Source organism: Acinetobacter sp. EKM10A (assembly GCF_011075215.1).
Lineage (GTDB): Bacteria > Pseudomonadota > Gammaproteobacteria > Pseudomonadales > Moraxellaceae > Acinetobacter > Acinetobacter baumannii.
On sequence record NZ_JAALLK010000003.1, the window covers coordinates 30,570 to 49,087 of the forward strand.

Here is an 18,518-nt window from a genome sequence, read left to right on the forward strand (position 1 = left end):
CCCCTATAATATGGGCAAATTATCAACATACGATATTTCAAATGCAGAAACATGATGCATTCGCTGCCCTGCGCTATAGAGATTTCTCAATTGTCACCATTAATCAATTTTGCTTAACATTAGCAATTTTGATTCAAGAAATTATTGTTGCCTAATCACTTTATCAAATTACCAAAGACCCTTTAACTTTAGGTTTAATTGGACTTGCAGAAGCCATTCCATTTATTGCCCTATCGCTTTGGGGTGGTTATTTTGCTGATAAATTTAATAAACAGGTCATCATGAAAATCTGTTTATTTTTCTCAGTACCTCTTCCTTTAGTTTTATGGTTACTGTTCCATCTGCATGGGTTGGGTCATATCAGTGTAAATTTCCTTTCTTGGGGTATTTATGCAGTTATTTTTGGTTTGGGCACCATACGTGGTTTTTATAACCCTTCTGCTACGTCCCTAAAACCATTTTTAATTCCACGTGAGCTTTATGCAAATGGTGCAACATGGACAACCATTGGTTGGCAGAGTGGTGTAATTATTGGGCCTATGCTCGGTGGGTTCATGCTCGCTTATTTAGGCAGAGAAACCAGTCTTTTTAGTGTTGCCGGTCTACTTAGTATCTGCTTTATTCTCATTAATTTATTACATAAACGTAGCTTTCCTAAAATTGAAACTGCCAATGTTTTAGAAAGCTTAGGCGATGGCTTTCGCTTTATTTGGAAAACCAAAATAGTTCTTTGGGCAATTTCTTTAGACCTTGCCTCTGTTTTATTTGGTGGTGTAATCGCTCTACTCCCTATTTTTGCCGAAGATATTTTAAAAGTCGGTCCTGAAGGCTTGGGTTACTTGCGTGCAGCTCCTTCTATTGGTGCGCTCATTACTATGATTGCTTTAACTCGTTTTCCGCCAACTCAGCACGCATGGCGTAATATGCTACTTGCAGTTGCAGGGTTTGGTGTATTTACAATCCTTTTCGCGTTCTCGAACAACATGTGGTTATCACTATTTGCATTGGCGATGACGGGTGCTTGCGACAGTATTTCGGTGGTAGTTAGACAAACCATTTTGCAAATATTCCCACCAGAAAATATGCGTGGTCGCGTAGCGGCTGTAAATGGAATGTTTGTCTCATCAAGTAATGAGCTGGGTGCATTTGAATCAGGCTTGGCTGCCAAATATTTAGGAACTATTGCAGCGACTATTTTTGGTGGTTGTATGACTCTTGCAGTAGTAACCTTCTGTTGGCTAAAAACCAATGATCTTTTTAAAGTCGATATTACTAAAAGCTCAGAAGATTAGTTAAATCATTTTAATAAAGCATCTTCGGATGCTTTTATTTTAAATAAAACCTGTAATTACCCAATAAATGAAAATATAACGCCCAGCCTTAGCGATAAGGACCATAAATAAAAAGCGCCAAAAATTTTCTTTGAATAAGCCAGCAACCAAAGTAATAGGGTCACCAATCACAGGTGTCCAACTTAAAAGCAGCGAATAAAAGCCATATTTATGATAAAAGCGTTGGGCTTGTTCTAAACGTTTTTCAGAAACCGGGAACCATTTTTTATGTTTAAACTGTTCTATTTTTAAACCTAACCACCAGTTTATACATGAGCCCAATACATTTCCGAAAGTAGCAATCAAAATGAGAAGAAAAGCTGAATGTTGATTTTTTAATAATAAAGCAGCAAGTACAGCTTCTGATTGTAGCGGTAATAAGGTAGCCGCCCCAAAAGCACTCAAAAAAAGTAAAAAGTAACTTAGCATATTAAATTAGACCAAATCACCTTTCACCTTATTCATTACCCTACCAATAAACTTAGATGACTTTAATTGATAATGCTTTTTGTACTGCAGGGCGTGCTGTTAAGCGAACAATGTATTCTTGTACATACGGGTAATCCTCTAATTGAATCCCCTGCCATTCATAACGCAAAATCCAAGGTAGAATTGCCATATCAGCAATTGAGTATTCCCCTGCAACAAACTTCTGACCAATGAGCTGTTTATTCAACACACCATATAAACGCTTAGTCTCATTTACATAGCGGTCTATAGCATAGGGAATTTTCTCTGGCGCAAAGCGGTTAAAATGATGATTTTGTCCCAACATAGGACCTAAGCCACCCATTTGCCACATAAGCCATTGTTCCACTTCAACTCGCTCTTGCTCGTCTGTCGGGTAGAACAATCCAGTTTTTCGCCCTAAATACTGTAAGATCGCGCCTGATTCAAATACTGAAATTGACTCACCACGTGGACCATCCTGATCAACAATGGCAGGAATTTTATTATTCGGAGAAATTTTCAGGAAGTCTGGTTGAAATTGATCATTTTCTAAAATATTAATTGGGTAAAGGGTGTAATCCAGTCCCATTTCTTCTAAGGCAATTGTGATTTTATGTCCATTGGGTGTGCCCCAATAATATAGATCAATCATTCTATTTTCCTATTCATCGTTATCATGACTGCGTCTTGCGTTATATCATGTTTTGGGTAATACAATGATATTTCCAACACCAAAAAACACATAAAATTTGAGAATAACTTTGGATTAAAACGATATTAAACGTCAGTTTAAGAAAATAGGGCTAAAAGATGAGAGGCATAAAAAAGCACTGCTTTTGCAGTGCTTTTTTTGAGTGTTACTTTTTCTTTTTCGGTCCAAGTAACATACCCATTTGTCGACCTTCCATTTTCGGTGCTTGCTCTACAACCCCTAACTCAGCTACGTCTGCTTCAATTTTTTGCAATTGAGCTAAACCAAGTTGTTGGTGAGCCATTTCACGACCACGGAAACGTAAGGTGATCTTAACTTTGTTGCCTTCTTCAAGGAACTTCAGAATAGCACGAAGCTTAACTTGATAATCACCTACATCAGTTGCTGGGCGTAGTTTGATTTCCTTCACTTGCACTTGATGCTGTTTTTTCTTGGCATCTTTTTGCTTCTGTTTCAGGTCAAACAAGTGCTTGTTGTAATCCATGATTTTACAAACAGGCGGCTCAGCGTTTGCGACAATCTCAACAAGGTCAAGATCTGCATCCTCAGCAGCACGCAGTGCTTCATTTAATGAAACAATTCCTTTTTGCTCACCATCAGCACCGACAAGGCGTACTTCTTTTGCACGGATCTCATCGTTAATTGCTGGACGGTTACTCTTTGCACCTTGTTGTTGGTTACGGTCAGGCTGTTTAATCTTTCTTACTCCACAATATACCGGCCACGTTCGGCGACGGCAGATTTCACTAAGTCAATGAAAGCATCCACTGACATAGTACCTAAATTTTTTCCTGAGCGAGTACGTACATTCACTGTACCTTCTTCAACTTCTCGATCACCAAGAACTAACAGGTAAGGAATGCGCTCTAGAGTACGCTCACGAATCTTAAATCCGATTTTTTCATTTCTCAAGTCAGAAATAGCACGAAGACCATTTTCCTTGAGTTTTGCCACAACTTGCTCACTTGCTTCAGCTTGAGAATCAGTAATATTCATGACACATGCTTGTACAGGTGATAGCCAAGGCGGCATAAAACCAGCGTAATGTTCAATTAGTATACCAATAAAACGCTCAAAACTACCAAGAATTGCACGGTGCAACATGACAGGTTGATCACGCTCGTTTTCTTCAGTTACATAAGAAGCATCTAAACGAACTGGCAAGTTGAAGTCACATTGAATGGTACCACATTGCCATACACGACCAAGACAGTCTTTTAAAGAGAACTCAATCTTTGGACCATAGAATGCGCCTTCACCCGGCTGCAATTCCCATTCAAGACCAGCTGCATCTAAAGCATCTGCCAAAGATTTTTCAGCTAAATCCCAAAGTGCATCATCCCCTACACGCTTTTCTGGGCGAGTAGATAATTTCATTTGAACTTCTTCAAAGCCAAAGTCTTTATAAACATCTAAAGTGAGTTTAATAAAGTCTGCAACTTCTTTACCGATCTGTTCTTTAGTACAGAAGATATGCGCATCATCTTGAGTAAAACCACGAACACGCATAATACCGTGTAAAGAACCAGACGGCTCATTACGGTGACAAGAACCAAACTCAGCTAAACGAATTGGTAAATCACGGTAAGACTTTAATCCTTGGTTAAACACTTGAACGTGACAAGGACAGTTCATTGGTTTTACAGCATAGTTACGACTTTCAGAATGAGTCGTAAACATGTTTTCTGCATAGTTTGCCGCATGACCAGATTTCTCCCAAAGCGTAAAATCTACGATTTGCGGAGTTTTGATTTCTTGGTAACCATTGTCTTGCTGAACTTTACGCATGTACTGTTCTAGTACTTGATAAATAGTCCAGCCATTTGCATGCCAGAACACCATACCCGGTGCTTCTTCTTGCATATGGAACAAGTCTAACGCTTTACCAATTTTACGGTGATCACGCTTTTCAGCTTCTTCAATACGCTTGATGTAAGCTGCTAACTGTTTTTTATCAGCCCAAGCAGTACCATAGATACGTTGAAGCTGTTCATTCTTCGCATCACCACGCCAGTAAGCACCAGAGATTTTAGTAAGCTTGAATGATTTTAAGAATTTTGTGTTCGGTACGTGCGGACCACGACACATATCTACATATTCTTGGTGGTAGTACAAGCCCATTGCTTTTTCTTCAGGCATGTCTTCCACAAGACGTAATTTATATTCTTCGCCGCGGTCAGTGAATACTTTGATGACTTCATCACGCGGTGTCATTTTTTTGATAACATCATAATCTTGATCGATGAGCTTTTTCATACGCTCTTCAATCGCTGCCATATCATCTAGTGTAAAAGGACGTGGCATCCAGATATCGTAATAGAAACCTTCTTCGATGACCGGACCAATCACCATTTTTGCTTCAGGGAAAAGCTGTTTTACTGCGTGCCCTACAAGGTGTGCACAAGAGTGGCGAATGATCTCAAGACCTTCTTCATCTTTTGGAGTGATAATTTGTAAGGTCGAGTCTTCGGTAATTAAGTCACATGCATCAACTAAGCGATCATTTACTCGTCCAGCAACGGTATTTTTTGCTAAACCAGGCCCAATACTTTGAGCGACTTCCATAACAGATACAGGGTGATCAAAACTCTTTTGATCGCCATTTGGCAATGTGATAATTGGCATAAAAAAATCCTTAAGGAGTGATGCCCTATACGAAGGAGCATTTCACCGCGAGATTATGATCGAGGCAAGCCTCAAAATATAAAAACGGTGTAAATCAAAATTAAAAAACCTGAAAGATTTTACACTTGTTCAAGCCAAGTGAAAACCTTTGTACTCATAAAATCATAAATACATTTTGCTTATACGGTAAACAGCAATAAATGACTTTAATAAAGACCTAGCTAAATTTTCAGAAATACATAAATAGGATAATTATTCATCAGAACTGATTTAAGATGTTGAAAATAGCATTTCTGCTCATTTTCTGACTGGGAGGTATTTCTCTTTAAGACTAAAGCATTAATGCTTTGATTACTATTAAGCCATATTTTCAAAGAATGAATTAAAAAATAGAACATGGAGTTGTTTCACATGGTTAGTGCCTATAACGAATTACCACGCACACCCGCAAACTTTGTTGCGTTATCCCCTCTGCGCTATTTAGAGCGCGCAGCTTATATCTACCCAGACCAAGCTTCTATTATTCATGGCAACCGTCAGATTTCATGGAAACAAACTTATCAGCGCTGCCGTCAATTTGCATCTCAGCTTCAACAATTAGGCATAGTTAAAAATGATACGGTTTCAGTTTTACTGCCAAATGTACCAGCAATGATTGAAGCACATTTTGCTGTACCAATGGCGGGTGCTGTTCTTAATACCCTAAATACCCGTTTAGACGCTAAAACCATCGCTTTTATGCTAGAGCATGCTGAAACTAAAGTGCTTTTAGTTGACCCCGAGTTTGTTAATTTAGCAAGAGAAGCTTTATCACTCATTCCTAACCAACATATTATTGTGATTGATGTTGCTGATGAAGAGTATGAAGGCGAAAACCAATTCCTTGGTTCTTTCGAATATGAGGAATGGTTAGCTCAAGGCGATGCCAATTTTGAATGGCAATTACCTGAAGATGAGTGGGATGCAATTAGTTTAAATTACACCTCTGGAACCACTGGAAATCCTAAAGGAGTGGTTTATCACCACCGAGGTGCTTATTTAAATGCGGCTAGTAATATTTTAGCTTGTGGCATGAAACCTCGAGCCGTTTATTTATGGACACTTCCTCTGTTTCATTGTAATGGTTGGTGCTTTGCATGGAGTATTGCAGCAAGTGGCGGAACCAATATTTGTCTACGTAAAGTTGACCCAGAACTGGTGATGCAGCTTATTGCAAAACATAAGGTTGATTACTTCTGTGGTGCTCCTATTGTCCTATCCATGATTATTAACCTACCGAAAGAAAAACAGCCAAGCATAGAACATCATGTTGAAGTTATGGTGGCAGGTGCTGCACCACCTGTCGCTGTCATTGAAGGTATGCGAAATATTGGGATTAATGTCAACCATGTTTACGGTTTAACTGAAACCTATGGTCCATCTGCACTTTGCGCATCTCAAGCGGGATGGAGCGACCTCTCAATTACTGAACAAGCACAACTGCATTCTCGTCAGGGCGTGCCTTATCCACTTCAAGATAGCATGCGAGTACTAGACCCTGAAACGATGCAGCCAGTTCCAAATGACGGTGAAACTATGGGAGAAATCATGTTCCGTGGCAATATTGTCATGAAAGGATATTTAAAAAATCCAAAGGCAACTGAGGAAGCTTTTGCAGGTGGCTGGTTCCACACGGGTGACCTAGCTGTTTGCCATCCAGATGGTTATGCAAAAATTACTGATCGCTCTAAAGATATTATTATTTCAGGTGGAGAAAATATTTCATCTTTAGAAGTCGAAGACGTTTTATATAAACACCCAGCAGTTTTAACAGCCGCTGTTGTGGCAAAACCTGACGAACGTTGGCAAGAAGTACCATGTGCATTTATTGAATTAAAAACTGGGGCTAGTGTCACGCCTGAAGAAATTATTGAGCACTGTCAAAAAGAACTGGCGCGCTTTAAAGTTCCTAAAGATGTGGTGATTACCGAAATTCCAAAAACCTCAACAGGTAAATTGCAAAAATTCATCTTGCGTGAATGGGCAAAAGAACGCGCTTAATCTGAATCCTATAAAAATAAAAAGCGGCGTATCTAACGCCGCTTTTTATTTAAAACTGTATTAACCTTGATCTGACAATAGAGCAACCTGTTGTACATAGTTAATAAATTTCATTTTAGTTGCTTCAAGATCTGCTTCTGCAACTTGCTGGGTTTTATCACGATTAATTCTTAACACATGCTGGCGTAAAGTATGTCGCTCTGATGCATTATAGATTTTGCTAAATTCATTGATTGCAGGGTCGCCCTGCTCGATCATACGATCTACCCAACGCATGAGTTGAGCTTGTTTCTTCGCGCCTTGCTGAGGAGTCAAATAAGATAAAATGACTGTTTCATCTTCATTGCGCAAGAGTTTACCAACACGCTGAAACTGACGACGGCGCGCTTCGAATGAACTAATATTCTGAACTTCCAAAAGAGCATCAATTAAACGCTCATCAACAGGAAGTTTTTGAATTTGTTTGATAGAAAGTTGTGCTAACTGCTCACCTAAAGCAGCCATACGTTGAACTGCTTTTTTCTGTTCGGTTTTACTTGCACGTCCTTCTAAAGAATCAAAATCTTCTTCAGTATAACGCTTGGGACGACGTGCCACGATTAATCTGCCTCATAAAATTTTGCGGCGAATAACGCCTGTACTTCATTTAATGCCTGTTCTTCGTCAGTGCCATCAATGACTAAACGTAAAGTAGTCCCTTTACCTGCACCTAACATCAGTAACGACATAATATTCTTTGCATCTACTAAATGATCGCCCTTACCAATTTGAATTGACGAACGAAACTTTGTAGTGACCTCTATCAGTTTTCCTGATGCACGTGCATGTAAACCGAGTTTATTAATTACATCAACAGTTGTGTCTATCATGACCAGTGCTTCATTTCTCTGTGTAAGACCTGAACAGACCATTCTGCCTCAAGTGCTTGTTTTAGTCTATCTACCATATAAACTGAACGATGCTGGCCGCCTGTGCAACCTATTGAAATCGTCATATAGTGACGATGCCCTTCAGCAAATGCCGGCAGCCATTTTTTTAAGAAGTGGAGAATGTCCTCAAACATTTCATTTGCTTGTGGACTTGCTTCTAAAAATTGTTTAACTGGCTCGTCTAAACCAGAAAAGCGGCGTAATTCTAAATCCCAATGCGGATTTGGTAAATGCCGTACGTCAAAAACATAGTCAGCATCTAAAGGAATGCCATGTTTATAACCAAATGACTGCAATATAACAATCAGATTATCTGATTGTCCTAATTTTGATAGCAAGATATGTTTTAAATCGTGAACACTTTTATCTGTGGTATCAATGTGAACAGTGGCACGAAACTGAATTGGAATCAGCAACTGCTTTTCTTCATGAATACACTGTAAAAGACTTTTGAAACGATTTGCTAACGGATGTGGACGACGTGAAGCACTAAATCGTGCAATCAAATCTTGATCTTGTGTCGTCAGATAAATCACATCAACCGTACCATGTTTTTGTAATTGCTCAAAAACATGGTCGAACTCTTGCATATCTGCCCGAGTACTTCGTACATCCACCCCTAAAGCAAGCTGCTCAAGATTATTTTCATGATCTAGCTTTGCCACAATTTCAGGCAGCAATGCCAAAGGTAAATTATCAATACAGTAGTAGCCCAAATCTTCTAATACTTGAAGAGCTGAAGATTTTCCTGAACCAGACTGTCCTGTCACGATAAGTATACGCTTCATGGCATGGCTGTCCTTTTATATATTATTGAGGTGTAAAGGCAACTTGTAGATTATCAATTAAGCGCGTTCCACCTAACTTTGCCGCGACAAACAACACAATATCACGATCAAATTGAGAAGCAGCTAACAAATTAGGTTGACGAGCCTCCACATAATCCACAACAAAACCATTGTCTGTCAACAGTGTTTTCAAATCTGCCAAGACTTGTTGTAAATCTTTACCTTGGTGTAATTGTTCTTCGGCTTGTTTTAAACCTTGATAAATGACTGGTGCAACCTGGCGCTGTTCAGGAGTCAAATAACCATTTCTTGAACTCAGTGCCAAACCGTCTTCTGCACGAACAATTGGTACGCCAATAACTTCTAACGGAATATTCAAATCCTGTACAAATTGGCGAATCACTGCTAATTGCTGGTAGTCTTTTTGACCAAAGAAAGCATAATTCGGTTGCACAATATTAAAGAGTTTGGTGACAACCAGTGCTACGCCATCAAAGTGCCCCGGACGTGAGCTTCCACATAAATCATCAGTAATTTGACTGACGCTAATGTTAGTTAAGCGAGGTTGTGTACCGTACATTTGCTCAACTGATGGTGCAAAAATAATGTCACAGCCAACATCTGCAAGTAGACGACTATCCTGCTCTAACGTACGCGGATAATTATCAAAATCTTCACCCGGACCAAACTGTGTTGGGTTCACGAAGATACTCACAACCACAACATCACATAACTTTTTCGCTTCACGAACAAGAGTGAGGTGGCCTTCATGTAGATTTCCCATCGTTGGGACAAAACCAATGATTTTACGTGCAGCTCTAGCAGGATTTAAAGAAGCAGCTAAGCCTTGTATAGTGGTTTCTGTTTTCATGAATTACAGCTCAACTTGGAAAGTGTGTTCTTTAGCTGGGAACGACTGATCTTGTACAGCAGCATGAAAAGCTTTAAAAGCATCTAAAATCGCTGTTTCACCAGATTGCTCTTTCATAAAGTTACGTACAAAACGCGCAACTCGACCAAACGTTAGTCCTAACATGTCTTGTACAACCAATACCTGACCATCAGTCGCATTACCTGCCCCAATACCGATCACAGGAGTATTTGGGAACAATTCGGCAATTTCTTGACCTAATTGTGCCGGAACGCATTCAAGTAATAAAACTGCCGCGCCCGCTTCAACCACCGCCGTACAATCGGCAATAAGCTGATCGGCTGCTTCACGCGTTCTAGCTTGTAACTTGTAGCCACCAAATACATGTACAGACTGAGGAGTTAAACCTAAATGTACACATACAGGCACACCATTACGTGTTAACACTTGGACAGTTTCACTTAGCCATGCACCACCTTCGATTTTGATCATTTGGGCACCAGCTTGCATAACTGTTTTCGCATTCTGCAAAGCATCGTTTAAAGTGGCATAACTCATAAATGGTAAGTCAGTCATAATTAAAGCATGCTGATTACCGCGACGGACTGCCGCTGTATGATAGGCCATGTCTTCAACAGTTACAGGTAAAGTTGAGTCACGCCCCTGAATTGCCATTCCAAGAGAATCACCAATTAAGATCGTATCAATTTCAGCAAGTTCCATTGCTTTTGCCATACTTGCATCGTAACAAGTTAGGCAAGAGAACTTACGTCCTTCGGCTTTAAATTTTCTTAAGTCACTTAGACTAATCATGATGGTATCCTCTACAGGAGTTTGCAGAACGTAATAAGTCCGGCTTTAAGCCCAAGACTCATCAGCAAGTACAGTCAGCGTTGGCTGCTGTATGAGTTCTAAATTTTTAAGTGGCTGATCATTAATATGTAGATCAGCATCTAAATCTAATAAAGGAATCACAACAAAATCTCGTTGTAATATTCCTACATGTGGCACCGTTAAGCGCTCATTTTGTATTTTTTCATTGCCATAAATCAGTAGATCAAGATCTAAAGTTCGCTCCCCCCAATGACGGAGTCTTACCCGCCCAGCTTCCTGCTCAAAACGCTGTAACTGGTCAAGTAATTCAAGCGGAAGTAACTCGGTTTTTAGCTGAGCGACTGCATTTAGATAATTCGGCTGATCTTGGGGACCCATAGGGGGACTTTGGTAAAGTTTAGATACTTTCACTTCACCAAGAGATTTAAGTTTGGCTATCGCTTCAGATAGAATCTGGCGTGAGTCACCTAGGTTACTTCCTAAGCCAATATATGTGGTTACTGTCATTGTGTCGGCCCAAAAATAACTTGGCTCAAATCACGTTGTACCCGCTTGCGCTTTAAAATTGGATGATCACTCATCACATTCGTTTGTGCTGCGGAAGATTTTTCAATAAAACGGTCAATAGACTGCTCTTGTCGTGCACGCTCTTTTTTACCACGACGGCTTCGAGGCTCTGGAACATCAACCAAAGGCTCAATTTCCGTATCAACTTTATTGCTTTCAACAGGCTCAGCAGCAACCTTACGACGACTTTTCGCCTTCTGACGATTATATTGGCTAATCGCAGCTTCTTTTTCGTCGTTTGACATTTCTTGGTAAGCTTCCCACCAGCTTCCCATTCCCTGTGTTGTGTCATCACCTGACTTTTCACGAAGTAATAAGAAATCAAACCCAGCGCGGAAACGAGCATGGCTTGCCAATGCTTCAATTTGCTGTGGTTTTGGATTAAGCAAACGGGTTTGCATTTCCCAAACTTCACGAATAAAAGTTTCGGCAAAACGAGGAATAACTGTGCGTGTTGCTTGACGTTTTAAAACATCCAAACCTGCTTGAGCACGTGCTTCGGCCGGAACAACGCCTTTTGATAAATAAAAATCACAACGCTCTAAAAATGGCTGCCACAATAAAACCGCATAGAAAAATGCCGGATTAATCGTTTTACCCACCTGAATACGTTGATCAGTATTTTTTGCTGCACGTTGAATAAATGGAGTGAGATCCGGACGAATATCAGCAAAAAGCTGTTTCCACACGCCAAAGTCAATCAACATTGGTAATACGCGTGCCAAATGCCCCATTGTGAAAAGCTTTTGAGACTCATCGTATAAACGGTGTGGTGAAACATCACGAAGTAATTGCGTCATCTCAACATCAAAAATGTCGAGAATTGCCGGATCAATTTTAAAGTTGAGTTTAGCTGCAAAACGTAATGTCCGAAGCATACGCACCGGATCTTCTTCAAAACGTTGCACAGGATCGCCCAATAAACGTAAAGTCTTACTTTTGACATCATCAATTGCTTTACAGAAATCGAGCACAATACCCTTACGCGGCTGGTAGTACAGAGTATTGATAGAAAAATCGCGTCGAGCAAAGTCCTGTTCGATGGTTCCCCAGTTGTTGTCACGTAAAATCATGCCCGAAGCACTGGTCACCGCTTTTTTAGGAGGAGCACGGAAAGTGGCAACTTCGATTAGCTCACGTCCTGAATAGACATGTGCCAATTCAAATCGACGGCCAATAATTCGGCATCGACGGCCAAAAACTTCTTTAATTTGAGAAGGTGTTGCATTGGTGACTGCATCGAAATCTTTAGGATTGAGTCCTAGCATTAAATCACGGACACCACCCCCAACAATATAAGCTTCATAGCCTGCTTTAGTCAGACTATCGATCACATCTAAAATCGAAGAAGGAAGTTGGGCTGTGGACAAACCACATTTTGACGCTCGCAAGGTTTGCAAAAGACGCTGTCTCCTACGTCAGGACGTAAATAACAAGTTGTCGCTAATCATAGCTCTAACACACACAAAGGGCAATTTGATTCTCTTAGATTGCGCAGGAAATGATAATTGACGAATAGAACTTTTATAAGGCTAAACGTGATTTATTTTTTTCAAAAATGGCTGGTCCAATTCCTTTAACGTTTTTAATTTCGTCAATATTTTTAAAGCTACCGTTCTTTTGTCTGTATTCTACAATCGCTTGAGCCTTTTTCTCACCTATACCTTTTAACTGCTGAAACTCATTTACATTCGCCTGATTCAAATGAATTTGCCCTGTAGAGTCATTAAAATTTTTAGTTTGAGAAATTTTAGAACCATTAGAATGAGAAGACTTAGAGATGTTTAACTTTTGGTCATACATCTGCTGTTTAGCCTTCCACTCTTGAAAGTTTTTGTCAAAAGATTGAGCGTAAACCGAAGGTGAAATTACCCCCAAGCACAACATTATTAAAAGAAAATACTTATTTTTCCAAAATCTCATGCTGTATTGCATGTGGTTTTTCCCCTGATTTTAATTGTCGTTTTGCCTGATTCCACAATTCATCCATTTCGGACAAGGTCATGTCTTCCAATGTTCTTTGCTGTTTTATGGCTTGCTCTTCAATAAAAGCAAAACGACTTCTAAATTTATGTATGGTTGATAAAAGTGAACTTTCACTTGAAATGCCAAGTTTACGTCCTACATTGACTAATGAAAACAGGCAGTCTCCAAATTCATCTTGAATTTCATCACTATTTTGATTTTTAAGTGCCTGTTTAAACTCATCTAATTCTTCTTCTAATTTTGTATAAGCATCTTCTACCGTTTCAAAATCAAACCCAACTTTTGCGACATTTTTTTGAATTTCTTGCGCTTGAGATAGTGCTGGTCCATGTTTAATTTCATCTAATCTTGATTGTGGTTTGCCTTGCTTTTCTTGTTGTTTAATTTGTTTCCATAACTCACTTACTTGTTCTGGTGTTAAGTTGTTAAATTGGTCTGCTTGAAAAACGTGCGGATGACGTCGTACTAATTTTTCGCTAATTGCCTCAACCACATCTTGAAAATTGAACGCCCCCTGCTCGCTAAACATTTGCGATTGAAATACCACTTGTAATAACAGATCACCCAATTCATTCCGAATTTCATTAATGTCACCTTGACGAATGGCAGCCTCGACTTCATATGCCTCTTCAATCGCATATTTAGTCAGTGACATTGGAGTTTGCTCTTGGTCCCACGGACATTTTTCACGTAGCTCTTGCATAATTTTAAGCAATTTATCCATGTAACCCTCAAGTTCAAAAAATTGGTCAGTAACTTTAAAATCTTAATTTGCTATGATCAAAATTAAAGCGGCAAATCATTCGTCATATTGTAACGATAAAGAGAAAAAAAGATGAAACATAGCATTCTGATTAGTGGCGCAGCTCAAGGTATTGGAGCAGAAATTGCACGGGTATTTTATCAGCGGGGTTATAAAGTCGGCATTTATGACATTAATGAGTCGCTTGCTCAAAATTTAGCGCAGGAATTAGGACCGAATGCATGCGCAGGCTATCTAGATGTCAGTGACTACAGCCAGTGGCAACATATATTGAAAGAATTTACCGACTGGGCTGGCGAGCTTAATATTTTGGTGAATAACGCAGGGATTTTATATTCCGGAGCCTTTGAAAATATCGATATCAAGTCACATCAAAGAACAATCAATATTAATGTAAACGGCGTAATCAATGGTTGCCATGCTGCTCTCTCTTATTTAAAGCAAGCTTCTTTTGCACGAGTCATTAATCTCTCTTCAGCTTCTGCAATTTACGGGCAAGCTGACCTCATTTCTTATTCGGCCAGTAAATTTGCAGTGAGAGGAATTACCGAAGGTTTAGATGTGGAATGGAAAAAATACGGTATTCGTGTTTTAGATGTGATGCCTTTATTTGTACAAACCGCAATGGTCAACAATATGGATGCAGGTTCTATTCAAAACATGGGAGTCGATTTAACGCCTAATGATATTGCTCAACAGGTGCTTTCACTTGTCGAGAAAAAAGCTCATTTCTGGACACCGACTCACACTCCAGTTGGCATAAAAACCAAATTGCTTTATCAACTCTCAACAATAAACCCCCAGTTTTTAAATCGTTTAACTAATATTTATTTATCGAGAAAGTAGCTCATAAAAAAGGCCGTCAATTGACGGCCTTTTTCTCAATTTAGTTAAACACCTTGAATCATGCGTCGTGCGCTAATAATTCCAGGTTGTTGCTCTAAACGAGCTAACAAACGTGAAAGCTGAGCCAAGCCTTTCACCTCAATGAGCAACTTCATATTAGCAATACCATCTGCCTCAGAAATTGTGTTCACCTGACGAATATTAATCTGGTCAGAGAAAATCACTTGAGTTAAGTCTTTGAGTAAGCCACGACGATCATAAGCTTCAACTACAATTTGAACACTTTGACCACGAGTTGGCTGCATCTCCCAATCCGCTTCAACAGCACGTTCTGGCTCTTGCTTGATCATGCGTTGATAATCAGAACACAAGACTTTATGAATACTTACCCCACGATTCAACGTGATATAGCCAGCAATTGATTCACCATGAACTGGTTGGCAACACTGCGCAATATGTAGCTCAACATTGTCTAAACCATCAATTAAGATGCCATGCGCAGACAGGGTGTGGCTGGCACGTGGGTTTAATGTTGGCTTAAGTACCAGTTCAGGTTCATCCTGATCCAGATGCATTTGACGATTAATCTGATTAATCAGAGCATGCAAACTAATATCGCCGCTGACCAGACTAACCAAAATATCATCCCCTGTTTTCACATTAAAATGTGACGAGTAATCGTTGAGATCGATACTCTTAGGGTGAATCGCCAATCGAGACAATTCTTTGTTTAGTAACTCACGGCCAACTTCAAGGTTCTTACTACGGTCTTGCTGTCTGAACCAATGACGTAATTTGTCACGGGCACGAGCTGTCTTGATATAACCTAAAGAGTTCACCAACCAGTCACGGTTAGGCTCACGATCCTTCTTGGTTAAAATCTCAACCTGCTCACCTGTTTTTAACGTATAGGTTAATGGTACATAGCGCTGGTTAACACGTGCTGCATAACACTTGTTTCCTACCTCTGTATGCACATGATAAGCAAAGTCTAAAACTGTTGAGCCACGTGGTAGTTCTTTAATATCACCATCACGACTAAAGACATAAATCTTTTCAAAACCTTCAAAGTCTTGAAGCTGATCAAAACCTTCCGTCTCATCTTCATTTTGATGTACTGTTGTTTCATTACGTTCTTGATAATGTTCCAAAACAGCACGAAGCGAATGCAAACGGTGGTTAAAAGAGTGGTCGGTATTCTTTGAACCTTCTTTATAGTTAAAGTGCGAACATACCCCTAACTCTGCTTCGTCATGCATCTCATGAGTACGGATTTGTACCTCTAAAGATTTATTCTCAGCAATAACAGCAGTATGTAATGAGCGATAACCATTGGCTTTCGGGTTAGTAATATAGTCATCGAACTGATGTGGGATATGACGCCAAATCTGATGAACAATACCTAATGAGTGATAACACTCAGGTACGCTATTCACCAATACACGTAAAGCACGAATATCATAAAGCTGATCGAAACTTAGGTTTTTGCTTTTCATCTTTCGATAAATCGAATAAATGTGTTTTGCTCGACCTGTAATTTCAGCTTCAATACCATGCGCCGCCAATTCACTTTTTAAACGGTCTATCACGAACTGGATATAATGTTCACGCTCAAGACGTTTTTCATTGAGTAATGAAGCAATCTCTTTATAACGGTCTGGCGCCAAATAACGAAACGCTAAGTCTTCAAGTTCCCACTTCAGCTGTGCAATACCAAGGCGATGCGCTAATGGCGAATAAATAGTTAAAATTTCACGCGCCACACGCTCTTGACGTTCACGTGATGAGTTTGCCAACTCACGTAAAGAGTAAGTACGTTCAGCTAACTTAATTAAAACGACACGAACATCTTCGGTCACTGAAATCAGCATTTTATAAATGCCGCTTAAATGTTCCCGTTGGTTGTTATTAAAATGGTCTTCTAGTCGTTTATTTTTTTCAATAAGCTCTGAAAGCTTACCCATTGCCAAAGTACCTTTGACAAGGTTATAAACTTGCTCACCAAACTTTCGCTTTACTTCTTCTATATCAGTAATGTCCTCACGAACACTACGATAAAGCATTGCAGCAGATAAAGTATCTTCATCTACATGTAAATGCGCCAGAATATCAGCCATTCCAACACCAGTAGCAAATGTATTGGAACGATGATTAACCGTTGAATCTAACTCTTTTTGTAGGGTTAAATGCGCAACCTCTTCGAGTTGTTTAAGCTCTGCCCCATCTAATATTTCACGAACCCGATCCAACCATGAGGCTAAACCGACTTGTGTTTCGGCGGCATGCTCTACAGTCGTTTCCTCTGACAACTCAGTTAGTTGTTCAGGTAACTGTTCACGTACTGTGACCATACCATTCTCCTGGATATGTAACTCATGTTTTTAATCGTTTATCTCTTGAATTTTCTCAAATAAAGCAATCGATTCAACATGTTCTGTGTGCGTAAACATGTCCATAACCGCTGCTTTTTTTAACTGGTAACCATGTTGAACCAAAACACCGGCATCCCTTGCTAATGTTGCTGGATTACATGATACATAAACGATTCTTTTTGCTCCAAAGTTCGGTACATACTGCATAATTTCATATGCACCAGCACGAGGAGGATCAATCAATAATGCATCAAATCCTTGATTTGCCCAAGAATGATGCGAAAAATCTTTTGTTAAATCTTGTGAAAAGAAGCTTGCCTGCACCAGATTATTACGCTTTGCATTATCTGTTGCCCGCTGCACCATTTCTTCACTTGCTTCCACACCAACAACCTGACCCTTTGCACCAACACATCGTGCAAGTGGAAGCGAAAAATTACCTAACCCACAAAACAGATCTAGTACTCTTTCACCCTGTTGCAATTGAAGCAATTCACATGCCAATTGCACCATTTGTTCATTTACTGTGGCATTGACCTGCGTAAAATCCAATGGCGAAAAAGCAAAATTTACATCAAATGCATTTAAAGCATAATGTAATCGCATAGCTCCTTGTTCTTCATCAATACGACGAAGACTTTCGGGTCCTTTAGGTTGCAAATACAACTGCCAGCCTTTGTGTAACGCAAATTGTCTTAATTGGTTGACATCAGCATTGTTTAGTTTTTCGATATGACGAACTAATAAAGATGTTTCATGATCACCTTTTGCTAATTCTACATGACCAATATGCGCTTTGCCTTTTAGACTTTGGAGTAAATTACGCAATTCCGGCAGACTATCTGATAACTTTTTATCCAAAACGCTACAAGTATGGATAGATGTTAAACGATTACTATGATGCTCACGGAAACCTAGAATCAAACGGTCCTGTTTTGGCAAATAGCGCACACCTATTCGAGCACGACGGCGATAATCACTTTGCAAAGAACGAATTGGTTCTAACCATTGTTCAGGCTGAATACCAGCAAAGTGTTGCAAGTGTGACTGAAGGACATTTTGCTTTAAACGGATCTGCTCATCGGGGTGGATATGCTGCATGCTACACCCCCCGCAAATACCATAATGAGGACAAACTGCCTCTACACGATTTGCTGAAGGCTCTGCTAAAAGCGCTACCATTTCAGCTTCGTCAAGCCGCTTAGCCTCATGCGTAATTTGGGCTTTTACTGTTTCTCCAGGCAACGCATAACGAATAAACACTTTTTTACCATGCTTATCTGCCGGATGGTCTGGATGAGAACCATAATGCGCAATTCCCCGCCCCTCATGAGAAAGAGTTTCAACCTGAAAAATATATTCGGGTTGTTGAGGTTTACGAGATTTGGCTTGCTGTTTCAAAGA

Annotated in this window: 17 protein-coding genes and 1 pseudogene; 3 read left to right on the top strand and 15 right to left on the bottom strand. The window is 39.8% G+C overall.

Translation table 11 applies throughout. From position 1 onward, the window contains the following. Positions 1 to 41: 41 nt before the first annotated feature. Positions 42 to 1,292 (top strand): annotated as a pseudogene (gene nreB / locus G9371_RS04845) (nickel resistance MFS transporter NreB). Between the two features lie 39 nt (positions 1,293 to 1,331). Here nreB and G9371_RS04850 read toward each other — a convergent pair. The 4 genes from G9371_RS04850 to thrS all read right to left on the bottom strand — a co-directional run bounded on the left by G9371_RS04850 (position 1,332) and on the right by thrS (position 5,118). Beyond that, positions 1,332 to 1,760, bottom strand: coding sequence for a YqaA family protein (locus G9371_RS04850; protein WP_000954155.1), 429 nt, complete (start codon positions 1,758 to 1,760; stop codon positions 1,332 to 1,334). Between the two features lie 52 nt (positions 1,761 to 1,812). Next, on the bottom strand, positions 1,813 to 2,433 hold the full coding sequence (locus tag G9371_RS04855) for a glutathione S-transferase N-terminal domain-containing protein (RefSeq protein WP_000566578.1): 621 nt from the start codon (positions 2,431 to 2,433) through the stop codon (positions 1,813 to 1,815). A 205-nt stretch (positions 2,434 to 2,638) separates the two neighbouring features. Continuing rightward, positions 2,639 to 3,190: a translation initiation factor IF-3 gene (gene infC / locus G9371_RS04860; RefSeq protein ID WP_012297364.1), complete on the bottom strand. Its 552-nt coding sequence runs from the start codon at positions 3,188 to 3,190 to the stop codon at positions 2,639 to 2,641. Between the two features lie 5 nt (positions 3,191 to 3,195). Beyond that, on the bottom strand, positions 3,196 to 5,118 hold the full coding sequence (thrS, locus tag G9371_RS04865) for a threonine--tRNA ligase (RefSeq protein WP_001121792.1): 1,923 nt from the start codon (positions 5,116 to 5,118) through the stop codon (positions 3,196 to 3,198). A 411-nt stretch (positions 5,119 to 5,529) separates the two neighbouring features. Here thrS and G9371_RS04870 point away from each other — a divergent pair, with 411 nt between their 5' ends. Beyond that, entirely contained in the window at positions 5,530 to 7,158 is a 1,629-nt protein-coding gene (locus G9371_RS04870) for an acyl-CoA synthetase (RefSeq protein ID WP_000253052.1), read from the top strand. A gap of 60 nt (positions 7,159 to 7,218) precedes the next feature. Here G9371_RS04870 and yjgA read toward each other — a convergent pair whose 3' ends face one another. The 9 genes from yjgA to mazG form a co-directional block, all read right to left on the bottom strand. Further along, positions 7,219 to 7,755, bottom strand: a complete 537-nt coding sequence (yjgA, locus tag G9371_RS04875; protein ID WP_000124014.1) for a ribosome biogenesis factor YjgA — start codon at positions 7,753 to 7,755, stop codon at positions 7,219 to 7,221. Between the two features lie 2 nt (positions 7,756 to 7,757). Then, positions 7,758 to 8,027, bottom strand: coding sequence for an HPr family phosphocarrier protein (locus tag G9371_RS04880; RefSeq protein ID WP_000567533.1), 270 nt, complete (start codon positions 8,025 to 8,027; stop codon positions 7,758 to 7,760). Beyond that, entirely contained in the window at positions 8,024 to 8,875 is an 852-nt protein-coding gene (gene rapZ / locus G9371_RS04885) for an RNase adapter RapZ (protein WP_000821671.1), read from the bottom strand. The genes G9371_RS04880 and rapZ overlap by 4 nt, the downstream gene beginning before the upstream one ends. A gap of 22 nt (positions 8,876 to 8,897) precedes the next feature. After that, positions 8,898 to 9,746 (bottom strand): pantoate--beta-alanine ligase, encoded by an 849-nt coding sequence (gene panC / locus G9371_RS04890; protein WP_000846362.1) that lies wholly within the window; start codon positions 9,744 to 9,746, stop codon positions 8,898 to 8,900. 3 nt (positions 9,747 to 9,749) lie between these two features. Next, positions 9,750 to 10,559 (bottom strand): 3-methyl-2-oxobutanoate hydroxymethyltransferase, encoded by an 810-nt coding sequence (gene panB, locus G9371_RS04895; RefSeq protein WP_000624763.1) that lies wholly within the window; start codon positions 10,557 to 10,559, stop codon positions 9,750 to 9,752. A gap of 45 nt (positions 10,560 to 10,604) precedes the next feature. After that, positions 10,605 to 11,087 (bottom strand): 2-amino-4-hydroxy-6-hydroxymethyldihydropteridine diphosphokinase, encoded by a 483-nt coding sequence (gene folK / locus G9371_RS04900; RefSeq protein WP_000219215.1) that lies wholly within the window; start codon positions 11,085 to 11,087, stop codon positions 10,605 to 10,607. Further along, complete coding sequence (gene pcnB, locus G9371_RS04905; protein WP_001194201.1) at positions 11,084 to 12,547, bottom strand: polynucleotide adenylyltransferase PcnB; 1,464 nt, start codon at positions 12,545 to 12,547, stop codon at positions 11,084 to 11,086. The genes folK and pcnB overlap by 4 nt, the downstream gene beginning before the upstream one ends. A gap of 124 nt (positions 12,548 to 12,671) precedes the next feature. Continuing rightward, entirely contained in the window at positions 12,672 to 13,082 is a 411-nt protein-coding gene (locus tag G9371_RS04910; protein ID WP_001978433.1) for a ComEA family DNA-binding protein, read from the bottom strand. Next, complete coding sequence (mazG, locus tag G9371_RS04915; RefSeq protein ID WP_000359488.1) at positions 13,051 to 13,857, bottom strand: nucleoside triphosphate pyrophosphohydrolase; 807 nt, start codon at positions 13,855 to 13,857, stop codon at positions 13,051 to 13,053. The genes G9371_RS04910 and mazG overlap by 32 nt, the downstream gene beginning before the upstream one ends. Before the next feature lie 111 nt (positions 13,858 to 13,968). Here mazG and G9371_RS04920 point away from each other — a divergent pair, with 111 nt between their 5' ends. After that, positions 13,969 to 14,742 (top strand): SDR family oxidoreductase, encoded by a 774-nt coding sequence (locus G9371_RS04920; RefSeq protein ID WP_029423654.1) that lies wholly within the window; start codon positions 13,969 to 13,971, stop codon positions 14,740 to 14,742. A gap of 44 nt (positions 14,743 to 14,786) precedes the next feature. On the opposite strand, the gene G9371_RS04925 is transcribed toward G9371_RS04920, so the two are convergent. After that, positions 14,787 to 17,093 (bottom strand): RelA/SpoT family protein, encoded by a 2,307-nt coding sequence (locus tag G9371_RS04925; protein ID WP_000259109.1) that lies wholly within the window; start codon positions 17,091 to 17,093, stop codon positions 14,787 to 14,789. A 30-nt stretch (positions 17,094 to 17,123) separates the two neighbouring features. After that, positions 17,124 to 18,515 (bottom strand): 23S rRNA (uracil(1939)-C(5))-methyltransferase RlmD, encoded by a 1,392-nt coding sequence (rlmD, locus tag G9371_RS04930; RefSeq protein ID WP_029423653.1) that lies wholly within the window; start codon positions 18,513 to 18,515, stop codon positions 17,124 to 17,126. Positions 18,516 to 18,518 lie beyond the last annotated feature (3 nt).